Source organism: Enterobacter cloacae complex sp. P18RS, from assembly GCF_014982105.1.
GTDB lineage: Bacteria > Pseudomonadota > Gammaproteobacteria > Enterobacterales > Enterobacteriaceae > Enterobacter > Enterobacter hormaechei_C.
This window is the reverse complement of sequence record NZ_JADCKV010000018.1, coordinates 133,033-157,321: the sequence shown is the minus strand read 5'-3', so window position 1 is coordinate 157,321 and position 24,289 is coordinate 133,033. Positions and strand designations below refer to the sequence as shown.

General features: G+C 54.5%; 24 protein-coding genes. 16 read left to right on the top strand and 8 right to left on the bottom strand.

From position 1 onward, the window contains the following. Positions 1-23: 23 nt before the first annotated feature. The 3 genes from INF61_RS15360 to yfcG form a co-directional block, all read right to left on the bottom strand. The gene (locus INF61_RS15360) at positions 24-917 is read right to left on the bottom strand and encodes a TIGR01777 family oxidoreductase (RefSeq protein ID WP_015572259.1); all 894 of its coding nucleotides are present in this window, start codon (positions 915-917) and stop codon (positions 24-26) included. A gap of 13 nt (positions 918-930) precedes the next feature. Then, a complete protein-coding gene (gene folX, locus INF61_RS15355) occupies positions 931-1,299 on the bottom strand; it encodes a dihydroneopterin triphosphate 2'-epimerase (RefSeq protein WP_003861432.1) in 369 nt (122 codons plus the stop codon). A gap of 75 nt (positions 1,300-1,374) precedes the next feature. Then, positions 1,375-2,004 carry a GSH-dependent disulfide bond oxidoreductase gene (gene yfcG / locus INF61_RS15350; RefSeq protein ID WP_003861434.1) on the bottom strand — a complete coding sequence of 210 codons (630 nt, stop codon included), beginning with the start codon at positions 2,002-2,004 and terminating at the stop codon, positions 1,375-1,377. Positions 2,005-2,144: 140 nt separating this feature from the next. Between yfcG and yfcF the strand changes: the two genes are divergently transcribed. From yfcF to yfcD, 3 genes are read left to right on the top strand one after another with little or no spacing between them, the layout of a single operon-like run. Continuing rightward, a complete protein-coding gene (gene yfcF, locus INF61_RS15345; RefSeq protein ID WP_126495642.1) occupies positions 2,145-2,789 on the top strand; it encodes a glutathione transferase in 645 nt (214 codons plus the stop codon). 56 nt (positions 2,790-2,845) lie between these two features. After that, complete coding sequence (yfcE, locus tag INF61_RS15340) at positions 2,846-3,397, top strand: phosphodiesterase (protein WP_017692997.1); 552 nt, start codon at positions 2,846-2,848, stop codon at positions 3,395-3,397. Between the two features lie 55 nt (positions 3,398-3,452). Next, on the top strand, positions 3,453-4,019 hold the full coding sequence (yfcD, locus tag INF61_RS15335; protein ID WP_006811396.1) for an NUDIX hydrolase YfcD: 567 nt from the start codon (positions 3,453-3,455) through the stop codon (positions 4,017-4,019). Between the two features lie 3 nt (positions 4,020-4,022). On the opposite strand, the gene INF61_RS15330 is transcribed toward yfcD, so the two are convergent. Beyond that, positions 4,023-5,042 carry a LacI family DNA-binding transcriptional regulator gene (locus INF61_RS15330; protein ID WP_017383439.1) on the bottom strand — a complete coding sequence of 340 codons (1,020 nt, stop codon included), beginning with the start codon at positions 5,040-5,042 and terminating at the stop codon, positions 4,023-4,025. A gap of 236 nt (positions 5,043-5,278) precedes the next feature. Here INF61_RS15330 and INF61_RS15325 point away from each other — a divergent pair, with 236 nt between their 5' ends. The 5 genes from INF61_RS15325 (at position 5,279) to INF61_RS15305 (ending at position 9,260) form a co-directional block, all read left to right on the top strand. Continuing rightward, positions 5,279-5,722, top strand: coding sequence for a PTS sugar transporter subunit IIA (locus INF61_RS15325; protein WP_017383438.1), 444 nt, complete (start codon positions 5,279-5,281; stop codon positions 5,720-5,722). A gap of 79 nt (positions 5,723-5,801) precedes the next feature. After that, positions 5,802-6,074 (top strand): PTS sugar transporter subunit IIB, encoded by a 273-nt coding sequence (locus INF61_RS15320; protein WP_003861447.1) that lies wholly within the window; start codon positions 5,802-5,804, stop codon positions 6,072-6,074. Between the two features lie 21 nt (positions 6,075-6,095). Beyond that, positions 6,096-7,487, top strand: coding sequence for a PTS ascorbate transporter subunit IIC (locus INF61_RS15315; protein WP_017383437.1), 1,392 nt, complete (start codon positions 6,096-6,098; stop codon positions 7,485-7,487). After that, positions 7,484-8,314: a transketolase gene (locus INF61_RS15310; protein WP_015572264.1), complete on the top strand. Its 831-nt coding sequence runs from the start codon at positions 7,484-7,486 to the stop codon at positions 8,312-8,314. Before INF61_RS15315 ends, INF61_RS15310 begins: the two co-directional genes overlap by 4 nt. Further along, positions 8,307-9,260 carry a transketolase family protein gene (locus INF61_RS15305; protein ID WP_015572265.1) on the top strand — a complete coding sequence of 318 codons (954 nt, stop codon included), beginning with the start codon at positions 8,307-8,309 and terminating at the stop codon, positions 9,258-9,260. The genes INF61_RS15310 and INF61_RS15305 overlap by 8 nt, the downstream gene beginning before the upstream one ends. A 108-nt stretch (positions 9,261-9,368) precedes the next feature. On the opposite strand, the gene pta is transcribed toward INF61_RS15305, so the two are convergent. Together pta and ackA are read right to left on the bottom strand one after the other, a co-directional pair. Beyond that, complete coding sequence (gene pta, locus INF61_RS15300) at positions 9,369-11,510, bottom strand: phosphate acetyltransferase (protein ID WP_017383435.1); 2,142 nt, start codon at positions 11,508-11,510, stop codon at positions 9,369-9,371. A 75-nt stretch (positions 11,511-11,585) separates the two neighbouring features. Then, positions 11,586-12,788 carry an acetate kinase gene (ackA, locus tag INF61_RS15295; RefSeq protein WP_015572267.1) on the bottom strand — a complete coding sequence of 401 codons (1,203 nt, stop codon included), beginning with the start codon at positions 12,786-12,788 and terminating at the stop codon, positions 11,586-11,588. Positions 12,789-13,125: 337 nt separating this feature from the next. Between ackA and yfbV the strand changes: the two genes are divergently transcribed. The 4 genes from yfbV (at position 13,126) to INF61_RS15275 (ending at position 16,747) form a co-directional block, all read left to right on the top strand. Next, the gene (gene yfbV, locus INF61_RS15290) at positions 13,126-13,581 is read left to right on the top strand and encodes a terminus macrodomain insulation protein YfbV (RefSeq protein WP_032669438.1); all 456 of its coding nucleotides are present in this window, start codon (positions 13,126-13,128) and stop codon (positions 13,579-13,581) included. Positions 13,582-13,673: 92 nt separating this feature from the next. Next, the gene (locus INF61_RS15285) at positions 13,674-14,168 is read left to right on the top strand and encodes a YfbU family protein (protein ID WP_008502874.1); all 495 of its coding nucleotides are present in this window, start codon (positions 13,674-13,676) and stop codon (positions 14,166-14,168) included. Between the two features lie 11 nt (positions 14,169-14,179). After that, positions 14,180-14,839, top strand: a complete 660-nt coding sequence (locus INF61_RS15280; RefSeq protein WP_047734982.1) for a sugar phosphatase — start codon at positions 14,180-14,182, stop codon at positions 14,837-14,839. A 75-nt stretch (positions 14,840-14,914) separates the two neighbouring features. Beyond that, on the top strand, positions 14,915-16,747 hold the full coding sequence (locus INF61_RS15275) for an SLC13 family permease (protein WP_017693001.1): 1,833 nt from the start codon (positions 14,915-14,917) through the stop codon (positions 16,745-16,747). 80 nt (positions 16,748-16,827) lie between these two features. Here the strand turns inward: INF61_RS15275 and yfbR are convergent, their stop codons facing one another. Next, a complete protein-coding gene (gene yfbR / locus INF61_RS15270; protein ID WP_003861468.1) occupies positions 16,828-17,427 on the bottom strand; it encodes a 5'-deoxynucleotidase in 600 nt (199 codons plus the stop codon). 117 nt (positions 17,428-17,544) lie between these two features. Continuing rightward, positions 17,545-18,759 (bottom strand): alanine transaminase AlaA, encoded by a 1,215-nt coding sequence (gene alaA, locus INF61_RS15265; protein WP_003861471.1) that lies wholly within the window; start codon positions 18,757-18,759, stop codon positions 17,545-17,547. A 937-nt stretch (positions 18,760-19,696) separates the two neighbouring features. On the opposite strand from alaA, the gene lrhA reads away from it, so the two are divergent. The 4 genes from lrhA (at position 19,697) to nuoC (ending at position 24,289) form a co-directional block, all read left to right on the top strand. Next, positions 19,697-20,635: a transcriptional regulator LrhA gene (gene lrhA / locus INF61_RS15260; RefSeq protein ID WP_017693002.1), complete on the top strand. Its 939-nt coding sequence runs from the start codon at positions 19,697-19,699 to the stop codon at positions 20,633-20,635. Between the two features lie 631 nt (positions 20,636-21,266). Further along, positions 21,267-21,707, top strand: coding sequence for an NADH-quinone oxidoreductase subunit NuoA (gene nuoA / locus INF61_RS15255; RefSeq protein WP_003861475.1), 441 nt, complete (start codon positions 21,267-21,269; stop codon positions 21,705-21,707). A gap of 15 nt (positions 21,708-21,722) precedes the next feature. Further along, a complete protein-coding gene (gene nuoB, locus INF61_RS15250) occupies positions 21,723-22,397 on the top strand; it encodes an NADH-quinone oxidoreductase subunit NuoB (protein WP_003861482.1) in 675 nt (224 codons plus the stop codon). 89 nt (positions 22,398-22,486) lie between these two features. After that, positions 22,487-24,289: an NADH-quinone oxidoreductase subunit C/D gene (gene nuoC, locus INF61_RS15245; RefSeq protein ID WP_003861484.1), complete on the top strand. Its 1,803-nt coding sequence runs from the start codon at positions 22,487-22,489 to the stop codon at positions 24,287-24,289.

Genomic DNA, 24,289 nt, shown 5'->3' with positions numbered 1-24,289 from the left:
CATGGCGTATAACTCTAACATATTCACTGCACCACATCCCCCAGCGCCTCTTCCAGGTCATACCAGCGGAACGTGAACCCGGCCGCTTCCAGCCGTTTTGGCAGCGCGCGTTGCCCGCCCAGCACCAGCACCGAAGACTCACCCATCAACAGACGAATCGCCGTTGCAGGTACGCGCAGCACCGCCGGGCGATGCAGGGCATGCCCCAGGGCGTGAGCAAATTGTTCATTACGTACGGGGTAAGGGGATACCATGTTAAATGGCCCGCGCAGATCGTTATCCAGCAGCCAGAGAATGCCGTTGACCATATCGTCGATATGGATCCACGCCAGATACTGACGACCATTGCCGATGGGCCCGCCAAGCCCCATTTTAAACGGCGGCAGCATTTTACCGAGAATACCGCCCTTCGGCGCAAGTACCACGCCGGTGCGCAGCAGGCAGACGCGGGTACGATCGCTTTGCGCCGCGCAGGCGATGCGCTCCCACTGGGCGCAGAGTTTATGGGTAAACTCGTTGTGCGGCGGCTCCTCTTCGGTCACCACCACTTCACCGAGATCGCCATAGTAGCCTGTAGCAGAGCCGGAAATCAGCACCGAAGGCGGCGTCTCGCTGTTGCGAATCAGCTCAACCAGCCTTTCGGTCATGTTCCAGCGGCTGCTGCATAAACGCTGTTTTTGCTCTTCGGTCCAGCGTTTATCGGCGATAGGTTCGCCAGCAAGGTTGATGACGGCGTCAAAGCCGTTCAGATCCTGCCTTTCCGCCAGGCCTTTCCAGATCTCAACGCCGACGCCCAGCACCTGGCGCGCTTTCTCCGGGCTGCGCGTGACCACGGTAATGTCGTGATGCAACGCCTGCAAACGTGGAATGAGATGGCGACCAATCAGGCCCGTACCGCCGGTGAGCAGGATCTTCATACAACCTCCAGGTTTACGCCTGGCGCTGCCAGCTTAACGTCATGGAGACGGAGTCGGCGTAGCGCAGGGCGTGAAGTTTATCGATCTCCACTTCAGCATAAGTGACCCAGTGGTGTTCGCGTGCGATGTCGAGCACATCCTGAGTTAATTTTTCCAGTAGCGCAAAACGGTTGTTCTCAACGTACTGGATGATGCTTTTGGTGATCGTGCGATAGTTCAGCGCGTCATTGATGTCCTCGCTGGCACGCGCCTTGTCTGCCGGGTAGTGGATCACTACATTCACCACGATATCCTGGCGATTCGCGATCTCCTCCTCTTTGATACCAATGAACGTGCGTAAGCGTAAGTTTTTTATACGAATAATAGCGTCATGCTGGGACATTGCAGGTCTTCTCCGTGTCAGTATTTTCACCTCATCATACATGAGGAAAACACCTGCACCCAACGGGGCGCAGGCTCAAATCTGATGGATTTTTTGCATGGCGCGTTCGGTGGCCGGGCGCGTCCGGATGCGCTCAAACCAGTTGTTCACTGCCGGATAAGTGGCCAGATCGATCCGGTGGCGTTCATGGGTGTTAATCCACGGCCAGCAGGCGATATCTGCAATGCTGTAATGCTCACCTCCCAGCCACGGTGATTTTTCCAGCCGACGGTTCAGGACCCCGTACAGGCGCTGGGTTTCGACCTGATATCGCTCAATGGCGTAAGGGATCGTCTGCGGCGCATAGGCGGTAAAGTGGTGATTCTGCCCCAGCATTGGCCCCAGGCCGCTCGACTGCCAGAATAACCATTGCAGCGTGTGATGACGCTCGCGCAATTCACCGCTCAGGAGCTTGCCGGTTTTCTCTGCCAGATAGAGCAAAATCTCTCCAGACTCAAACAGGCTTAACGGTTTGCCGCCGTCAGAAGGCAGGTTATCAATGATGGCCGGAATTTTATTGTTGGGCGATATGGCCAGAAAAACGGGGCGGAACTGGTCGCCTTTACTGATATCCACGCGAATGATCCGGTAGTCCACTTCGGCTTCTTCGAGAAAGAGGGTGATCTTATGGCCATTAGGGGTGGGGGCATAATAGAGATCTATCATTCTCAACTCCTGTCAGTGCGAATAGTGTTGCCATAAAAAATCAGTATAGGTGCTTGTTGTAAATCGTGAGTTTTCATCAAGTGACAGCGAGGCAAAGAGATTATATGTTGAGTGAAAACCGATCAGCCGATGAGGATGTTATGAGCCAGCCTGTAATAACGTTGTGGTCCGATGCGAACTTTTTTTCTCCTTATGTCATGAGCGTTTATGTGGCGCTGGCAGAAAAGGGGCTTACTTTTAGTCTGAAAACCGTCGACCTGGACAGCGGCGAACATCTGAAGCCCCAGTGGCAGGGCTACGCGCTCACTCGCCGAGTTCCTGTGCTGGAGATCGACGGTTTTGAGTTGAGTGAATCCTCGGCGATTGACGAGTATCTTGAGGACCGCTTTGCCCCGCCAGAGTGGGAACGCATCTATCCTCACGATCTGCAAAAGCGCGCCCGCGCCCGCCAGATCCAGGCATGGCTGCGTAGCGACCTGGTGCCGATTCGCACAGAACGCTCTACGGATGTGGTGTTCGCTGGCGTCAAAAAGCCCGCCCTCAGCGAGGAAGGCTTATCCAGCGCCCGGAAGCTGGTCGAAACTGCGTCATCGCTGCTGGCGCAGGGTAACCCCAACCTGTTTGGCGAGTGGTGTATTGCCGACACCGATCTGGCGCTGATGCTCAATCGCTTGATCCTCAATGGCGATGACGTCCCACAGCTGCTGGTGGATTACGCCACATTCCAGTGGCAACGCGCGTCGGTACAGCGCTATCTGGCACTCTCTGCTAAGCGCGCGGGCTGATAAGACGGGGCGCTTGAGGTATGATAGGAGCAGTCTGAATTCCTGAGGAGTAACTGATGAAACTGATGTTTGCGTCGGATATTCATGGATCGCTGCCCGCGACCGAACGCGTGCTTTCTCTGTTCGCCCAAAGCGGGGCGCAATGGTTGGTGATCCTGGGCGACGTGTTAAACCACGGCCCACGCAATGCGTTGCCGGAAGGCTACGCTCCCGCGCAGGTGGCGGAAAAACTTAATCATTTTGCCTCGCGCATTATCGCCGTTCGCGGCAACTGTGACAGCGAAGTTGACCAGATGCTGCTGCATTTTCCCATCACCGCTCCCTGGCAACAGGTGTTGATGGAAAACAGCCGTTTGTTCCTGACCCACGGGCACCTGTTCGGCCCGGATAACCTGCCGTCACTCGCCGCTGGCGATGTCCTGGTTTATGGTCATACTCATATTCCGGTGGCGGAAAAACGCGGGGCGTTTTATCACTTTAATCCCGGGTCTGTCAGCATTCCTAAAGGCGGCAATCCGGCAAGCTACGGCATGTATGAAGACGGGACATTAAGCGTTATCGCACTTAATGATCAGCAAGTTATTGCGCAGATAGCGATTAATCCGTAAGTTACACCACAACTGCAAACGCGCCAAAAGAGCGCTTAGACGAGAAGGTTTCCCGATGGTGGAGCAGAATCATTTGGCAAGTACTGAGTGGGTTGACATTGTCAGCGAAGAGAATGAAGTGATCGCGCAGGCCAGCCGCGAACAAATGCGTGCGGAGCGTCTGCGTCACCGCGCGACTTACATCGTTGTTCATGACGGCATGGGCAAGATTCTGGTCCAGCGTCGCACCGACACCAAAGATTTTCTTCCTGGTATGCTGGATGCCACAGCGGGTGGCGTCGTGCAGGCCGATGAAGTATTGCTGGATTCCGCGCGTCGTGAAGCGGAAGAAGAGTTAGGTATCGCTGGCGTGCCGTTTGCCGAGCACGGGCAATTTTATTTCGAAGATGAACATTGTCGCGTCTGGGGCGGGCTGTTCAGCTGCGTTTCCCACGGACCTTTCGCCTTGCAGGAAGAGGAAGTGAGCGAAGTGTGCTGGATGACGCCGGAAGAGATCACCGCGCGTTGCGACGAGTTCACGCCCGATTCCCTTAAAGCACTGGCGCTGTGGATGACCCGCAACGCCAAAAACGAATCCGCTAAACCGGAAAATAAGGCGGAAAAAGAGGAAGAGGCTGAGTAAGCCTTAACAGCTTTCCCGCAGACACAGGCTGGACGCGATGGGTTTATGATCGCGCCAGTCTCCGTCATTCAGACGTTCCAGTAACGCTTTCCCGGCTTCAATCCCAATCTTGCGATGCGGTACTGCCATCGTTGTCAGCGGCGGCTGGCAGACGCGGCTGACGTCGCTGTCGCCAAAGCCCACGACCGCTAAATCGTCCGGCACTTTGATGCGTCGACGCTGGCACTCATACAGCGCGCCGCAGGCCAGTTCATCTGATACGCACACCAGCGCATCCAGTTCCGGCCACGCCAGCAGGAACTCTGGCAGTTGTGCCGCACCGGTGGAGAAGTTCGGCGGCATGGCGGCATTAATCACTCTGTTCGGCGACAGGTGGTGGCGCAGCATCGCCTTGTACCAGCCCTGCAAATGCTGCTGAAAAATCCACTGCTCCTGGTTAGCGCACAGCAGGCCGATATTCTGGTAGCCACGCTGAATCACCATCTCGGTAAGTTCATACATGGCGGCGACGTTATCAATCCCGATATTCATATCAATCGGATCGGCACGCATTGCACCCATTTCCATCACCGGGATAGAGGCGTTTTTCAGCCAGTGGCGTACGGTATCGGAGTGCTCGACGCTGAGCAGTATCGCTGCGGCGATATTTGAGGCCAGCAGCGTTTCGAGCAGTTTCTCTTCCTGTTCAAGACGATGCTGAGATTCAGCCAGCATGATCTGATATCCGGCTGGCTGGAGCACCTGCTGTAGCCCGGCGAACATCTCGGAACAGCCAGCTTCGGAAAGGTTGGGAACTACCATCGCGATCGTCCATGACGACGCCGATGCCAGTGCGCTGGCGGCAAGATTGGGCATATAACCCAGCTCCTGCACCGCGGCTTCAATTTTTTCACGCAGTTTATCGGAAACCTGTTCGGGCGTGCGGAGGGCACGGGAAACAGTCATCGTGCCTACGCCGGCAAGCTGTGCGACATCCGCGAGCGTTACTTTTCCGGTACTGCGCCGTTTTCGGGTTAAAGACATACATCTTCCTGCTGACAGGACGCGATTCAGTTTCATCCTTCATTTTACGTGACAGGCAGTATACGCCTTAAATCCCTTTTTTTGCTGTGATTTCGCACCATGATAGCAATTTGATAGCGCTATCACAGTTCTGCATGTTAGTCGTTGGTAGCGCTATCTTTGTGATCGCGATCGCAGTCATTGATTGATGGGTTGAATAGAGTTTGCCCATGTCTGGTCTTTAGCGGGAGTGAAAAATGCTCAAAAAGTGGATATATGATACAACCATCATCCTACAGGATAGCGTTGAAAGCTGGCCCCAGGCGCTGGAACTGTGCGCGAAACCGCTGCTGGATTTGCAGGTCATTGCGCCGGAATATGTCACGGCTATCATCGAGCAGCACCAGACGTTAGGTCCCTACTATGTGCTGGCTCCAGGGCTGGCAATGCCACATGCGCGACCGGAAGAAGGGGCGAAAGGACTTGGCCTGTCATTATTAAAACTAAAACAGGGCGTCTCTTTTGGTGCCGGTGAGTTTGACCCCGTCGATGTGATTGTGATGCTGGCGGCACCGGACAAGCATAGCCATATCGAAATGATCTCAGCCTTAGCGGAATTATTTTCCAGCGACGAAGATATGGCTGAATTACATCGGGCGAATACGCTGGAGGAGATAAAAACCGTTATCGATCGCTTCTGATTTAATTATTTAATCCGATTCATCTCAACATTACGCGTCAGCGTGATGGGGCGTACTCTACTCAATAAAGGGGATAACAATGAAAATCATGGCTATTTGCGGCTCCGGCCTGGGCAGCAGTTTTATGGTCGAAATGAATATTAAAAAGGTGCTCAAAAAACTGGAAATTGAGGCCGAGGTTGAACACTCCGATCTCTCCTCGGCCACGCCGGGCGCGGCGGACCTGTTTGTAATGGCGAAAGACATTGCCGCCAGCGCCAGCGTGCCGGAAAGCCAGCTGGTGGTAATCAACAATATCATCGATATCAACGAACTCGAAGCGCAGCTGCGCGCCTGGTTCGAAAGACAATAATCCTGATAAGGCGAGGTGGATATGTTTATCCTTGAAACGCTGAATTTCGTTGTTGATATTTTAAAAGTCCCTTCAGTGCTGGTCGGGTTAATTGCTCTGATTGGTCTTGTGGCGCAGAAAAAAGCCTTTTCGGATGTGGTAAAAGGCACAATTAAAACCATTCTCGGCTTTATTGTACTGGGCGGCGGCGCAACTGTGCTGGTGGGCTCTTTAAATCCGCTCGGCGGTATGTTTGAGCACGCCTTTAATATTCAGGGCATTATTCCCAACAATGAAGCTATTGTATCGATTGCCCTGGAGAAATATGGCGCTTCCACCGCGCTCATTATGGCCTTCGGGATGGTGGCGAATATTATTGTCGCGCGCTTTACCCGCCTGAAATACATCTTCCTCACCGGGCATCACACCTTCTACATGGCATGCATGATCGGCGTGATCCTGACGGTTGCAGGCTTCGAGGGGGTCGGGCTGGTCTTTACCGGTTCGTTGATCCTCGGCCTGATTATGGCCTTCTTCCCGGCGATTGCGCAGCGCTATATGAAGCGTATTACCGGCAACGATGAGATCGCCTTCGGTCATTTCGGTACGCTGGGCTACGTGCTGTCCGGCTGGATTGGCAGCAAGGTCGGGAAAGGCTCGCGCTCCACCGAAGAGATGAACCTGCCGAAGAACCTTAGCTTCCTGCGTGACAGTTCAATCTCCATCTCCCTGACCATGATGATTATCTACCTGATCATGGCGGTGAGCGCCGGACGTGAGTACGTGGAGGCCACCTTCAGCGGCGGCCAAAACTACCTGGTATACGCCATCATTATGGCCATCACCTTCGCGGCAGGCGTGTTCATCATCTTGCAGGGCGTGCGCCTGATTCTGGCGGAAATCGTCCCGGCCTTTACCGGCTTCTCGGAAAAACTGGTGCCCAATGCGCGGCCTGCGCTGGACTGCCCGGTAGTCTACCCGTATGCGCCAAACGCGGTGCTGATTGGTTTCCTGTTTAGCTTCCTCGGCGGGATTGTTGGGTTGTTCATCTGCGGTCAGTTTAGCTGGGTGCTGATCCTCCCGGGCGTCGTTCCGCACTTCTTCACCGGCGCAACGGCGGGCGTGTTCGGTAACGCCACCGGTGGACGCCGCGGGGCAATGATTGGCGCCTTTGCTAACGGCCTGCTGATCACCTTCCTCCCGGTCCTGCTGCTGCCTGTTCTGGGCGCAATTGGCTTTGCGAATACGACCTTCTCGGACGCTGATTTTGGTGCGGTCGGGATTGTGCTGGGCAACCTGGCACGCTTCCTGTCGCCGCTTGCCATCACCGGACTGGTTGTTGTGTTGTTCGCGCTGCTGGTGGCCTACAACGTCTTCGCTAAAAACAAACCTGCCAGCGGTAACGCGCAGGAAAACCCCGGAGCCAAATCATGAATGAGAATGAAATAACCGACCTGGCGCGTCAGATCCGCCTTGAGACGCTGAAATCCCTTACGCAGCTGGGTTTTGGGCACTACGGCGGCAGCATGTCAGTCGTTGAAACGCTGGCCGTTCTGTACGGCGCGGTGATGAAGATCGACCCGGCCGATCCGGACTGGCCAGAGCGCGATTACTTTGTGCTGTCGAAAGGCCATGCGGGGCCGGCGCTGTACAGCACGCTGGCGATTAAGGGCTACTTCCCGATTGAAGAGTTGAGCACGCTGAACCAGAACGGGACGCGTCTGCCAAGTCACCCGGATCGCCTGAAAACACGCGGCGTGGATGCCACCACCGGTTCACTGGGGCAGGGGATCTCCATCGCTGGCGGCATGGCGCTGTCGCACAAGCTGGCAGGAAGGCCAAACCGGGTGTTTTGCATCGTTGGCGACGGAGAACTGAATGAAGGGCAGTGCTGGGAAGCCTTCCAGTTTATCGCTCACCATCGACTGAACAACCTGACGGTATTCGTGGACTGGAACAAACAGCAGCTCGACGGCGAGCTGGACGAAATCATCAGCGCCTTCGACCTGGAAGGCAAATTCCGCGCCTTTGGTTTTGACGTGGTGACGGTGAAAGGGGATGACATTCCGGCGCTGCTGGAGGTGACCGCGCCGATCCCTGAGGCTGATGCGCGTCCGCGGGTGGTGATCCTCGACAGCATTAAAGGGCAGGGGGTGCCATACCTTGAACAGCTCAGCAACTCGCATCACCTGCGATTAACCGAGGAGAGCAAAGCGGCGCTTAACGAGACGATTCGCCAACTGGAGGCTTCACATGATTAAGGTTGCACCGACAGGACAGAAAGATGCCGTTGAGATGCGTAAGGTCTACGCGGGTTTTGTGGCAAAACAGATTGAGGCCGGGAGCGAGATCATTGCGCTCGAAGCGGATCTGATGAGTTCGATGGCGATGGACGGCGTAGCGCGTGATTACCCACAGCACGTCATCAACTGCGGCATTATGGAGGCCAACGTGATTGGGACGGCCGCCGGGCTGTCGCTCACCGGACGTAAGCCGTTCGTTCATACCTTTACCGCTTTTGCCAGCCGTCGCTGCTTTGACCAGCTGTTTATGTCCCTGGACTACCAGCGCAATAACGTGAAGGTGATTGCCTCGGATGCGGGCGTGACGGCCTGTCACAACGGCGGGACGCATATGTCGTTTGAGGATATGGGCATCGTACGCGGTCTGGCGCATTCAGTGGTGCTGGAGGTGACCGATGCGGTGATGTTCGAAGATGTGCTGCGTCAGCTCATTGACCTGGAAGGCTTTTACTGGGTAAGGACCATCCGTAAACAGGCGCCGAGCGTGTATGCCCCGGGGTCAACCTTCACCATCGGCAAGGGCAACGTGCTGCGCGAGGGAACCGATATTACCCTGATTGCTAACGGCATTATGGTGGCGGAAGCGCTGGAGGCGGCGCGCCAGCTGGAGCAGGAGGGGGTAAGCGCAGCGGTCATCGACATGTTTACCCTGAAGCCCATCGATCGGATGCTGGTGAAAAACTATGCCGAGAAAACCGGGCGTATTGTGACCTGCGAAAATCACAGCATTCACAACGGGCTGGGGTCGGCGGTGGCGGAAGTGCTGGTGGAAACCTGTCCGGTGCCTATGCGGCGGGTGGGGGTGAAGGAACGGTATGGTCAGGTGGGTACGCAGGACTTCTTGCAGAAGGAGTATGGCCTGACGGCACATGACATTGTGTCGGCGGCGCGGGAGCTGCTGTAATAAAAAAGGCGACCATTTGTGGTCGCCTCTCTTGCCGGATGGCGCTTCGCTTATCCGGCCTATAAAACCGTAGGCCCGGTAAGCGCTAGCGCCACCGGGCTTTTTAGCTTACTGCTGCTGCGAAGACTGGATCGCGGTCAGCGCGATGGTGTAGACGATATCGTCAACCAGCGCACCACGGGACAGGTCGTTCACAGGTTTGCGCATGCCTTGCAGCATTGGCCCGATGGAGATCAGGTCTGCTGAACGCTGTACCGCTTTATAGGTGGTGTTACCGGTGTTCAGATCCGGGAAGATGAACACGGTAGCGCGACCTGCAACCGGCGAGTTCGGCGCTTTGGATTTCGCCACGTCAGCCATTACCGCGGCATCGTACTGGAGCGGGCCGTCGATCATCAGATCCGGACGTTTTTCCTGTGCAATGCGGGTCGCTTCACGGACTTTCTCTACGTCACTACCTGCACCAGAGGTGCCAGTGGAGTAGGAGAGCATCGCGACGCGTGGTTCGATACCGAAGGCAATCGCGGAGTCCGCAGACTGGATAGCGATTTCTGCCAGCTGCTCTGCGGTTGGGTCCGGGTTGATCGCGCAGTCGCCGTAAACGTAAACCTGTTCAGGCAGCAGCATGAAGAACACGGAGGAGACCAGAGAGCTGCCCGGTGCAGTTTTGATCAGCTGCAACGGTGGACGGATGGTATTTGCGGTGGTGTGAACCGCACCGGAAACCAGACCGTCAACTTCGTCCTGCTCCAGCATCAGCGTACCCAGCACCACGTTGTCTTCCAGCTGCTCGCGCGCAACGGCTTCGGTCATGCCTTTGTTCTTACGCAGCTCAACCAGACGGGCAACGTAGCTTTCGCGGACCACGTCAGGATCAACGATTTCGATGCCCGCGCCGAGCTCAACGCCCTGAGACGCCGCAACGCGGTTGATCTCATCCGGGTTACCCAGCAGCACACAGGTCGCGATACCGCGCTCTGCACAGATGGCTGCCGCTTTAACGGTACGTGGTTCGTCGCCTTCTGGCAGAACCACGCGTTTGCCCGCTTTACGCGCCAGCTCGGTCAGCTGGTAACGGAAGGCTGGAGGAGACAGACGACGGCTGCGCTCGGAGGTCGCGGTCAGGGATTCGATCCAGTCTGCGTTGATGTAGCCCGCAACGTATTCCTGAACTTTCTCGATACGCTCGTGGTCATCAACCGGCACTTCGAGGTTGAAGCTTTGCAGGCTCAGGGAGGTCTGCCAGGTGTTAGTGTTCACCATGAAGACTGGCAGGCCAGTGGCGAACGCACGTTCGCACAGCTTGCTTACGCGTGGGTCCATCTCGTAGGCACCGGTCAGCAGGATCGCGCCGATCTCCACGCCGTTCATCGCGGCCAGACAGGCTGCAACCAGCACGTCCGGACGGTCTGCGGAGGTTACCAGCAGGGAACCTGCACGGAAGTGCTCCAGCATGTGTGGAATGCTACGTGCGCAGAAAGTTACGGACTTCACGCGGCGGGTGTTGATATCGCCTTCGTTGATCACGGTGGCGTTCAGGTGACGCGCCATATCGATTGCACGGGTGGCAATCAGATCGAAGCTCCATGGCACCGCGCCCAGAACAGGCAGTGGGCTGGAATCCTGCAACTTAGCCGGGTCAACTTTGATGACTTTCGCTTTGGAAGAGTCGTCAAAAATTTCGGACAGGTCAGGACGCGTACGGCCCTGCTCATCTACTGGCGCGTTCAGCTTGTTAACAATCACGCCGGTGATGCTGGTGTTTTTCGCACCGCCGAAGCTGCTGCGCGTCAGTTCGATACGCTCTTTCAGCTGCTCTGGGGTATCCGTGCCCTGAGACATCACGAAAACGATCTCTGCGTTCAGGGTTTTCGCGATTTCAAAGTTCAGAGACTGGGCAAACTGGTGTTTACGGGTCGGGACCAGGCCTTCAACCAGCACCACTTCCGCGTCCTGCGCGTTTGCGTGGTAGTTGGCAATGATCTCTTCCATCAGCACGTCTTTCTGGTTGCTGGAGAGCAGAGATTCAACGTGGCTCATCTTCAGCGGTTCAGCCGCTGGCAGATTGGAGTTCTTGCGAACGATGGTGGTGGTCTGGTCTGGCGCATCGCCACCGGCACGTGGCTGGGCGATAGGCTTAAAGACGCTCAGACGAACGCCTTTGCGTTCCATAGCGCGGATCACGCCGAGGCTGACGCTGGTCAGGCCGACGCTGGTTCCGGTAGGGATCAGCATAATAGTACGGGACACGGTTTATCCTCTTTCGTTACCGCCGCGTTGGGCGGGTTACAAAACAGCACCGCCAGCATTGCTGGCGGTGTGGAATCAGGCAGTCAGGCGGTGCGCGTCTTGCGCGATGACCAGCTCTTCGTTAGTTGGGATAACGATAGCAGGGCGGGTGCCTTCTTTGTTGATGAAGCCAGACTTGCCGAAGCGGGCAGCCAGGTTACGCTCATGATCAACTTCGAAGCCCAGAACGCCCAGTTTGCCCAGGGACAGTTCACGTACCATTGCCGCGTTCTCACCGATACCGCCGGTGAAGATAACAGCATCCAGACGGCCTTCCATCAGCGCGGTGTAAGAACCGATGTACTTCGCCAGACGGTGGCAATAAACGTCCATTGCACGTTTAGCGTCAGCTTTTTCTGCGTAGTTGTCTTCAACGTAACGGCAGTCGCTGGTGACCTCGGTCAGGCCCAGCAGGCCAGACTCTTTGGTCAGCATTTTGTTGATGTCGTCAACGCTCATGCCCAGGGTGTCGTGCAGGTGGAAGATGATCGCCGGGTCGATATCACCGGAACGGGTACCCATCACCAGACCTTCCAGCGGGGTCAGACCCATAGAGGTGTCAACACACTTACCGTTGCGGATAGCGGAAACAGAACCACCGTTGCCCAGATGGCAGGTGATGATGTTGACTTCTTCAACCGGCTTGTTCAGCACTTTTGCGGCTTCCTGAGTCACATAGAAGTGGCTGGTGCCGTGTGCGCCGTAACGACGGACGCCGTGCTCTTTGTACAGGCTGTATGGCAGGGCATAGAGGTAAGACTCTTCCGGCATGGTCTGATGGAACGCGGTATCAAACACGGCCACGTTTTTGTCTTTCAGACTCGGGAAGGATTTCAGTGCTTCAGCGATACCGATCAGGTGAGCCGGGTTATGCAGCGGTGCGAAAGACGCAGAGTCTTTGATACCCTGGATCACGGAGTCGTCGATTACCACGGAACTGGTGTATTTTTCGCCGCCGTGGACGATACGGTGACCAATTGCGGTCAGCTGAGCAGACAGTTCTGGTTTTTGTGCCAGAATAGTGTTAACGATAAAGTTCAGCGCTTCACTGTGAGCGGCGCCTGCACCTAAAGCCGCTTCTTGTTTGCTGCCGTCCATCTTCCACTTGATACGTGCTTCAGGCAGATGGAAACATTCGGCCAAACCAGAGAGGTACTCGTCACCGTTGAGCGCATCGATGATGGCGAATTTCAGTGAGGAGCTACCGCAGTTCAGAACCAGTACTAACTTACTCGACATGGAAGTACCTATTATTGATACGTGGCTAAAAAAACGTCAGTGAGTCTAAAAGCGTAACGCATGCTGACCCAGACATTTATGATTAACATCATGCCAAACGAACATTCTGGCAGGATGGAAGAAATACCTATGATTTTAAGCCATTTTGAACATTTTTCAGACAATGGCATAATATGCGATAATTTGACGAGTTAACGCTTATCGTCTACGGCCCTATCAGGCTGGCACAGGATACCCGATACGGGGTAGCGATGACAAAATATTTTGAACGTTGTCATAGCCTGTTGTGGTTTTGCACGAAAATTTTAATTTTTATATGTGAAGTTGAGGTACAGCCATGTCGACACCCGAAATCCCGTCCGTGAACTTTTTTAGTCTGTTTCGTCGGGGACAGCATTACGCAAAGACATGGCCGATGGAAAAGCGCCTCGCGCCCATGTTTATTGAAAATCGCACTATTCGCGCCACGCGTTATGCGATTCGCTTTATGCCCCCGATTGCCGTTTTTACCCTGTGCTGGCAGATAGCGTTAGGTGGACAGCTTGGCCCTGCCGTCGCGACGGCGCTCTTTGCGTTAAGCCTGCCGATGCAGGGGCTATGGTGGTTAGGTAAACGTTCCGTAACGCCACTTCCGCCTACTATTTTACACTGGTTTTATGAAGTGCGTGGAAAGCTGGAGGAGGCGGGCCAGGCGCTGGCGCCGGTTGAAGGCAAGCCGGACTATCAGGCGCTGGCGGATACCCTCAAGCGTGCGTTTAAACAGCTTGATAAAACATTCCTCGATGACTTGTGATTGATCATCGAAACGACGACCAAAAGAAGGCACAGTAACAATCAGTTACCGTGTCTTTTTTTTACAGTGCAATGCGCTACAGGAGTCGAAAGATGGAAATGACCCATGCTCAACGTCTGATTTTGTCTAACCAGTACAAGATGATGACTATGCTTGATCCCGATAACGCTGCGCGCTACAGCCGCCTGCAAACCATTGTCGAACGTGGTTTTGGCTTGCAGATGCGCGAACTGGATCGCGAATTCGGCGAACTGAAAGAGGAAACCTGCCGTATCGTTATCGACATCATGGAGATGTACCATGCGCTGCATGTGTCCTGGACCAATCTGAAGGACCAGCAGTCCATTGACGAGCGCCGCGTGACGTTCCTGGGCTTTGATGCCGCGACGGAAGCGCGCTATCTGAGCTATGTACGCTTTATGGTGAATACCGAAGGGCGTTACACCCATTTTGATGCGGGTACGCACGGCTTCAACGCCCAGACCCCGATGTGGGATAAGTATCAACGTATGCTGAGCGCGTGGCACGCCTGTCCGCGTCAGTACCATTTAAGCAGCAACGAAATTCAACAAATCATTAATGCCTGACGGAGGTGTGTGTGCAGTGTAAAGGTTTTCTGTTTGATCTGGACGGTACGCTGGTGGATTCGCTACCGGTGGTGGAGCGCTCGTGGTGCCACTGGGCCGACCGGCACGGCATCGACCATCATGACGTACTGAATTTCATCCATGGCAAACAGGCCATTACCTCATTGCGGCACTTCCTTGCGGGACGTTCTGAGGAAGAGATTCAGGCGGAGTTCCGCTATCTTGAGCAGATTGAAGCTACCGATACCGAAGGCATCACCGCGCTGCCCGGTGCGCGTGAACTGCTTGAGCACCTGAATGAAGCGCAGATCCCGTGGGCTATCGTCACCTCCGGCTCGGTTCCCGTCGCGCATGCCCGTCATAAGGCGGCAGGTTTACCGACGCCGGACGTCTTCATTACCGCTGAGCGCGTGAAGCGCGGCAAGCCTGAACCGGATGCGTTTCTGCTCGGCGCAGAACTGCTTGGCCTTGCGCCAGCGGAGTGCGTGGTGGTGGAAGACGCGGCGGCAGGCGTGCTGGCCGGGCTGAACGCCGGAAGCCACGTCATTGCCGTTAACGTCCCGGCGGGTTCCCCCCGGCTGGAAGAGGCGGATTTCGTGCTTAACACCCTGACCGCCATCGACGTCTCGAAGGCGTCAGACGGAGTTGTAACCGTCTCGCTAAAAATGTAATCCCATGATATAGCCCCGCATTACCGGGGCTTTTTTATGGCAGAATTGCTTCTCCTCCACTGACAAGGACATGTTGTGAACGGTGAACTGATTTGGGTCCTGAGCCTGCTGTTAATCGCCATCATTCTTTTTGCCACGGGCAAGGTGCGCATGGATGCCGTCGCCCTGTTTGTGATTGTCGCATTCGTTCTGAGCGGTACCCTTTCCCTGCCGGAAGCCTTTTCCGGGTTTAGCGATCCCAACGTTATTTTGATTGCCGCCCTGTTTATTATTGGCGACGGGCTGGTACGCACCGGCGTGGCGACGATGATGGGGTCGTGGTTGGTTAAGGTGGCGGGCAGCAGCGAAACCAAAATGCTGATTTACCTGATGCTGACGGTCGCCGGGCTGGGCGCGTTTATGAGCTCTACGGGCGTCGTGGCCATCTTTATTCCGGTCGTGCTGAGCGTCTGCATGAGGATGCAGATCTCCCCGTCGCGGCTGATGATGCCGTTGAGCTTCGCCGGGCTCATCAGCGGCATGATGACGCTGGTCGCAACGCCGCCGAACCTCGTCGTGAACAGCGAACTGATCCGTGAGGGGCTTGAGGGGTTTAGTTTTTTCAGCGTTACGCCGATCGGGCTGGTGGTACTGGTGATGGGCATTATCTATATGCTGTTGACCCGTTTCGCGCTGAAAGGGGAGAAGCAGGATAAAGCCAAAGAGGGCTGGAAGCGGCGCTCTTTCCGCGATCTGATTAAAGAGTATCGTCTGACCGGGCGTGCCCGACGTCTGGCTATCCGCCCGGGATCGCCTATGGTGGGGCAGCGGCTGGATGACCTTAAGCTACGCGAACGCTATGGCGCGAACGTCATCGGGGTTGAGCGCTGGCGTCGTTTTCGCCGGGTGATCGTTAACGTGAACGGGGTGTCAGAGTTTCGCGCGCGTGACGTCCTGCTGATTGATATGTCCACCGCAGACGTGGATCTGCGGGAGTTTTGTAGCGAGCAGCTGCTGGAGCCGATGGTCCTGCGCGGCGAGTATTTCTCTGACCAGGCGCTGGATGTGGGAATGGCCGAGGTGTCGCTGATCCCGGAATCGGAGTTATTGGGCAAAACCGTGCGTGAAATCGGCTTTCGTACCCGCTATGGCCTCAACGTGGTGGGCCTGAAGCGCGATGGCGTAGCCCTTGAAGGGGCGGTGGTGGATGAGCCGATCCTGCTGGGGGATATCTTCCTCGTGGTCGGCAACTGGAAACTGATTAGCCAGCTCGGGCAGAAAGGCCGCGATTTTGTGGTGCTGAATATGCCGATTGAAGAGAACGATGCATCACCGGCGCACAGCCAGGCGCCCCATGCGATTTTTTGCCTGGTATTGATGGTCGCGCTGATGCTGACGGACGAGATCCCTAACCCGGTGGCGGCGATAATCGCCTGTCTGTTAATGGGCAAATTCCGCTGTATTGACGCCGAAAGCGCTTACAAAGCGATTCACTGGCCGAGCATCATTCTCATCGTCGGGATGATGCCCTTCGCCCTGGCGCTACAGAAAACCGGCGGGGTGGATTTGATCGTGAAAGGCTTAATGGACGCGGGCGGGGGATATGGTCCGTACCTGATGATGGTTTGCCTGTTCGTCATGTGCGCCACCATTGGTTTGTTCATCTCCAATACCGCAACGGCGGTGCTGATGGCGCCCATTGCGCTGGCGATGGCAAAATCGATGGGCGTTTCGCCGTATCCGTTTGCGATGATGGTTGCGATGGCGGCGTCCGCGGCATTTATGACGCCGGTCTCTTCCCCGGTCAATACGCTGGTGCTGGGGCCCGGGAATTATAGGTTCAGTGATTTCGTGAAGCTGGGTGTGCCGTTCACCGTGCTGGTGATGGTGGTGTGCGTGGTATTGATACCGGTCCTGTTTCCGTTCTGAGCATTTTGCCGGGTGGCGGCTACGCCTTACCCGGCCTACAACCCCGTAGGCCCTGCAAGCGCAGCGCCGCTGGGCGAAAATCAGAGTGGCGAATCCTGGCTAATCTCATCCAGCGACAAATGGAAGCTCGGCACAAACACGCGCATAAAGTAGTCCATCTCTTCGCTGCGACGGGATTCCAGCGTTTTTTCCAGACGCGTTTTTGCCAGTAAAAATTCGTTATTCCCGGCGGATAACTCTTCCAGACACTTCAGGTAGGCGCACAGCGCATCGGCCTGCTTAACCAGGGATTTCTCCTCTTCCGTATACTGATGCTCATCGATCAGCGGCCCGAAGATATCGCGCAGCTCTTCAGGCACCATGTCGATCAGCTTCTGCTGGGCAATCTTCTCAATGGCCTTATATTCCTGGGCAATCTGCGAGTTGAAATATTTCACCGGCGTAGGCAGATCCCCGGTCAGCACTTCCGATGCATCGTGATACATCGCCAGCAGGGCGATACGTTCGGCATTCACCTGCCCGTTGAATTTGCGGTTTTTAATCGCGGCCAGCGCGTGCGCGACCATGGCAACCTGCAAACTGTGCTCAGACACATTTTCAGTACGCACATTGCGCATCAGCGGCCAGCGGTTGATGAGTTTCAGGCGGGAGAGGTGGGCAAAGAAATGACTCTGACTCATAGGTTACCTTATGTCTTCACTGCGACAGACTTCATTGTGCGGGCAGGGGAGGGAAGATGCAAATTTGCGGATGTTGCAGGCCGGGTAAGCGCAGCGCTACCCGGCGGAAAGTCAGCGTTACTGATGGTACCCGGAGAGGAAGCGCCCGAAGCGGCTGATGGCCATCTCGAGATCGTCTTCGCGCGGCAGGGTGACGATACGCACGTGATCCGGCCACGGCCAGTTAAACGCCGTCCCCTGAACCAGCAGCACTTTTTCCTGCAACAGGAAGTCGAGCACCATTTTCTGGTCGTCGTGAATATTGAAGCGCTTCGCGTCGATTTTCGGGAACATATACAGCGCGCCGTTAGGCTTCACGCAGGAGACGCCCGGAATATCATTAATCAATTCCCATGCGCGGTTGCGCTGTTCATACAGGCGGCCGCCTGGAACGATAAACTCGCTGATGCTTTGATAGCCGCCGAGTGCTGTCTGGATCGCATGTTGCGCCGGTACGTTGGCGCACAGACGCATGGATGCCAGCATCTCCAGCCCTTCAATGTAGCCTTTCGCATGTTTTTTCGGACCGTTCAGTACCATCCAGCCCTGACGGAAACCGGCAACGCGGTAAGTTTTAGACAGTCCGTTAAAGGTGACCGTCAGCAGATCGGGCGCCAGCGCAGCGATAGAGTGGTGCTGCGCCGCGTCGTACAGGATCTTGTCGTAAATCTCGTCGGCAAAGATGATCAGGTTGTGCTGGCGGGCGATCTCGACGATCTCCATCAGCAGCTCTTTTGAATAGACCGCACCCGTCGGGTTATTCGGGTTAATGATCACGATACCGCGGGTGCGCGGGGTAATTTTGGCGCGAATATCATCCAGATCCGGGAACCAGTCAGAGGATTCGTCGCACAGGTAGTGCACCGCTTTACCGCTGGACAGGGACACCGCAGCCGTCCACAGCGGATAATCCGGGGCAGGAACCAGCATTTCATCGCCGCTGTTCAGGAGCGCCTGCATCGCCTGAACGATCAGCTCCGAGACACCGTTGCCAATGTAGATATCTTCAACGGTGACGTCGCGCATACCGCGAGCCTGATAGTGCTGCATGATGGCTTTACGGGCGGAATAAAGCCCTTTTGAATCGCAGTAGCCTTGTGCAGTGGGCAGGTTACGGATCACATCCACCAGGATCTCATCCGGCGCTTCAAAACCAAATGGCGCGGGGTTGCCGATGTTGAGTTTCAGAACCTTATTGCCTTCCTCTTCAAGGCGTTTTGCCTCTTTGAGTACCGGGCCACGGATGTCGTAACAGACGTTGTCGAGCTTGCTGGATTTTTCGATAGGGGACATGAACCTTTAACCTTTTCGCTATTATTGCAACTTCCTGCCGTGGAAGTGAGCACGGAACAATGTACTCCCACCGCGCTTCGTTTTGAAGGGCGCACAGAAGAAGATTTCGTCCAACCGGGCAATGCCGCGGTGATCGCTTACTCTAACGACGGAGTGATTTTGTGCCTGAATTTATCGTGATAAAGAGGGGTGTTGGGTTGTTTGTGCTAAAAATTTCATATAAAGATGGATATTATTCTGGAATAAATAAAAAGACGATTCTGGCTGATGCATTAGTCCCCCTGAGTGACCATTCGTAAAACCTGAATGCTGAGATACCGATTGCTATATTAGCAAAGCCAGGTTAAAAGTTACTCATGTGAAATTAATGTTAAGGGTTATTAATGAATGGCCTGAATCTAAATTAAACTTTATTTATTATTAACGACGAAAATGCAACTTTCGTTAATTTTAATAAAAAGAGTGTAGTTGCTTATCATTGGCGGTAAATCCTTAATATTGCAATAAGACTTATAAATATAGTGGATTTGGGTTAAGATGTGTTTCGGGAATGCAGCATAGCGATAGGCCTGTTACGTATATCGGATACTGCTTTCCTGTATTAATCGATTGTTATTGTTAAAATTATCTCTGGCTGATTGGGTAAGTCACATCTTGCTACGTTGCCAACGCTGCGATATAGATGGCAGAAAACATGTCTTACTCTTTATGGTATTAACATCGACCTGCAAACAACGAAATATCCTGGACGCAAGAGAATAAAAATAACGTCATGAAACGTGATTTCTGACTGGTGATATACCGCAGTACAATAACTATCTGTCAGGCAGTCTGCCGGGCCGGGATGCGAGGGAAACTCTTCAGAAGGAATTGCTTAACTGTTACACACAGCTTCAACCCGGGCAGCTCCGCACGAGCAACCTGAAAGTGAAAAGATATGATAAATGCAAATCGTCCGATAATGAATCTCGACCTCGATCTGCTGAGAACGTTTGTTGCGGTCGCCGATCTCAACACTTTTGCAGCAGCTGCTGCCGCCGTTTGCCGTACCCAGTCCGCCGTGAGTCAGCAAATGCAGCGGCTGGAACAACTGGTTGGTAAAGAGCTTTTTGCGCGTCATGGACGTAATAAGCTTTTAACAGAACATGGTATTCAGCTTCTGGGTTATGCCAGAAAGATACTGCGCTTTAATGATGAAGCCTGTATGTCATTAATGTTTAGCAACCTTCAGGGAGTGTTAACATTAGGGGCGTCAGATGAATCAGCAGATACCATTTTACCCTTCCTTCTCAACCGAATTAGCTCGGTTTATCCGAAGCTTGCCCTGGACGTTAGCGTTAAACGCAATGCTTTCATGGTTGAGATGCTGAAAGAAAACGAGGTTGACCTGGTGGTCACCACGCATCGACCTGGCCAGTTTGACAGCCTGACGCTGCGTACTTCTCCAACGCACTGGTACTGTGCCGCGGAGTATGTATTGCAGAAAGGTGAGCCGATACCCCTGGTCCTGCTGGACGATCCGAGTCCGTTCCGCGATATGGTGCTGGCTGCGCTCAACGAAGCCGGTATTCCATGGCGCCTGGCGTACGTGGCGTCAACCTTGCCCGCAGTGCGAGCGGCGGTGAAGGCCGGGCTTGGCGTAACGGCCCGTCCGGTGGAGATGATGAGCCCCGATCTGCGTGTGCTGGGTCAATCCGAGGGACTCCCGTCGTTGCCGGATACGGAGTACCTGCTGTGCCATAACGCCGCCAGCAACAACGAGCTGGCAAAAGTGGTGTTCGAGGCAATGGAAAACTACCACAATCCATGGCAGTACGCGCCTGTTACTCCCGAAGGAGGGGACGACTCCCTGATCGTGGAAGGGGATTTTGAGTGATCATTCCCTCAAAATTCTCGTAACAAAATGTAAGTGCAAAAAAGAGCCACTCGCATGATTTTTTCCTGCGAGTGGTTTTTTTTGCTATTCATAACCGTGAACGGAGCAGGGATAAAGCAAATACCGCTTATTTATCAATGCAGAAAATGTTTTTGGTTAAGATGTAAACAATACCTGTTCTAACTTACCTCATACCCCGCCGATGTTAAAAAAACAGGAAATATGTTGCTGTTTTTTTGATTGAATTAACAAAAGCGTGTCTCAGATCAAGAAAATACTCCCATTTGGGGGGAGGAATCGTTGGCAAATCCTGTCAAAATAGGAGGGTTATTTTTTTTACTTCCAAAACGGACACGATTCAACAAGATGCATTTGACGGAAAGTCATGTACCCACCAGGGTTAAAGGGCACCAAATGTTAATGAGAATCGCACGTTGTAATTTAATGTGAAGAAACCTTTGTTAAAGTTGACAAAAGGTTATAGAAAGGAGTAAAAAACCCCATCATTTTGCTGTCTATGTCTCATTTCTGACAGTTAGTGTAAGGTTATTTTGTTCCTCCCCATGAATCGATGTGATGCCCATCTGCCAGCAAGAGCAGTGTCGTCGGTATCACTTTTGATGAGTAAGCAATGAGTATGTCAACATCCACAGAAGTCATCGCTCATCACTGGGCATTCGCAATCTTTCTTATTGTAGCCATTGGCCTGTGCTGCCTGATGTTAGTCGGCGGCTGGTTCCTGGGCGGTCGCGCCCGCGCAAGGCACAAAAACACACCTTTCGAATCAGGTATTGATTCAGTAGGTACCGCTCGCTTACGCCTGTCTGCCAAGTTCTACCTGGTAGCCATGTTCTTCGTCATTTTTGACGTGGAAGCGCTTTACCTCTTCGCGTGGTCTACCTCCATTCGCGAAAGTGGTTGGGTGGGCTTTGTCGAGGCCGCAATTTTCATTTTAGTGTTACTGGCCGGTCTGGTTTATCTGGTGCGTATTGGCGCGCTGGACTGGACACCTGTGCGTTCACGCCGTGAACACATCAACCCGGAAAACAGTATCTCTAATCGTCAGCAGTAACAGCGAGGCAATAAGATGGATTATACGCTCACCCGCATAGATCCTAACGGTGAGAATGACCGTTACCCCCTGCAAAAACAGGAGATCGTAACCGACCCCCTGGAGCAAGAAGTCAACAAAAGCGTGTACATGGGCAAGCTCGAACATGCCATGCACGACATGGTCAACTGGGGTCGTAAGAACTCCATCTGGCCATACAACTTTGGCCTTTCTTGCTGCTACGTTGAAATGGTGACGTCATTCACTGCGGTGCATGACGTTGCGCGTTTTGGGGCCGAGGTACTGCGTGCTTCTCCACGTCAGGCTGACCTGATGGTGGTGGCCGGGACCTGCTTTACCAAGATGGCACCGGTTATTCAGCGTCTTTATGACCAGATGCTGGAGCCAAAATGGGTTATCTCCATGGGCGCATGTGCAAACTCCGGCGGTATGTACGACATTTATTCCGTTGTGCAGGGCGTTGATAAGTTCATTCCGGTGGATGTGTACATCCCGGGCTGCCCGCCGCGTCCAGAGGCCTATATGCAGGCGCTGATGCTGCTCCAGGAGTCAATTGGTAAAGAACGCCGCCCGCTTTCATGGGTTGTTGGCGATCAGGGTGTCTATCGCGCGAACATGCAGTCTGAGCGCGAGCGTAAACGTGGTGAACGTATTGCCGTCACCAACCTGCGTACGCCTGACGAAATTTAATTTGCGCCTGTGGGCCTGGAGAACACCTTCGCATATCACTACTCAAATAGCGCGAAGCCAGGCTTAACAGTCACCACGGACCATTTGCAATGGTGAACAATATGACCGACTTAACCGCGCAAGAAGCCGCCTGGCAGACCCGGGATCATCTCGATGACCCCGTCATTGGCGAACTGCGCAACCGTTTTGGGCCGGATGCCTTTACTGTTCAGGCCACCCGCACCGGGGTACCCGTTGTTTGGGTGAAGCGTGAGCAATTACTGGAAGTTGTCGATTTCCTCAAGAAATTGCCAAAACCTTACGTCATGCTGTTTGACTTACACGGCATGGACGAACGTCTGAGAACGCACCGCCAGGGTCTCCCTGCTGCGGATTTTTCCGTTTTCTACCACCTGATCTCAATAGACCGCAACACGGATATCATGCTCAAGGTGGCATTGTCTGAAAACGACATGCATCTGCCGACGATCACCAAACTTTTCCCGAACGCCAACTGGTACGAGCGCGAAACCTGGGAAATGTTCGGCATGACCTTCGACGGTCACCCGCATCTGACGCGCATCATGATGCCGCAGACCTGGACCGGCCACCCGCTGCGTAAAGACTACCCGGCACGCGCCACCGAATTCGACCCGTTTGAGCTGACCAAAGCCAAGCAGGATCTGGAGATGGAAGCGCTGACCTTCAAGCCGGAAGACTGGGGCATGAAGCGCGGCACCGAAAACGAGGACTTCATGTTCCTCAACCTCGGTCCAAACCACCCGTCTGCGCACGGTGCATTCCGTATTATTCTTCAGCTTGACGGCGAAGAGATTGTCGACTGCGTGCCTGACATCGGCTATCACCACCGTGGTGCCGAGAAGATGGGCGAGCGTCAGTCCTGGCACAGCTACATTCCGTACACCGACCGTATCGAATACCTCGGCGGCTGCGTGAACGAAATGCCATACGTGCTGGCCGTTGAGAAGCTGGCAGGCATCACCGTCCCGGATCGCGTTAACGTGATTCGCGTGATGCTGTCTGAACTGTTCCGTATTAACAGCCACCTGCTGTACATTTCCACGTTCATTCAGGACGTCGGCGCGATGACGCCGGTCTTCTTCGCCTTTACCGATCGTCAGAAAATCTACGATCTGGTGGAAGCGATTACCGGTTTCCGTATGCACCCGGCCTGGTTCCGCATCGGCGGTGTGGCGCACGATCTGCCGCGCGGCTGGGACCGCCTGCTGCGTGAATTCCTCGACTGGATGCCGAAACGTCTGGCGTCTTACGAGAAAGCCGCGCTGCGTAACTCCATCCTGAAAGGCCGTTCTCAGGGCGTTGCTGCCTACGGCGCGAAAGAAGCGCTGGAGTGGGGAACCACAGGTGCAGGTCTGCGTGCGACGGGTATTGATTTCGACGTGCGTAAAGCCCGTCCTTACTCTGGTTACGAGAACTTCGACTTTGAAGTCCCGGTTGGCGGCGGCGTATCCGACTGCTATACCCGCGTGATGCTGAAAGTGGAAGAGCTGCGCCAGAGCCTGCGCATCCTTGAGCAGTGCCTCAACAACATGCCGGAAGGCCCGTTCAAGGCGGATCACCCGCTGACGACGCCGCCACCGAAAGAGCGCACGCTGCAACATATCGAAACCCTGATCACCCACTTCCTGCAAGTTTCCTGGGGCCCGGTCATGCCGGCACAGGAATCCTTCCAGATGATTGAAGCGACCAAGGGTATCAACAGCTACTACCTCACCAGCGACGGCAGCACCATGAGCTACCGCACCCGCGTGCGTACGCCAAGCTTCGCGCACTTGCAGCAGATCCCGGCCGCCATTCGCGGCAGTCTGGTCTCCGACCTGATTGTGTATCTGGGTAGTATCGATTTTGTTATGTCAGATGTGGACCGCTAA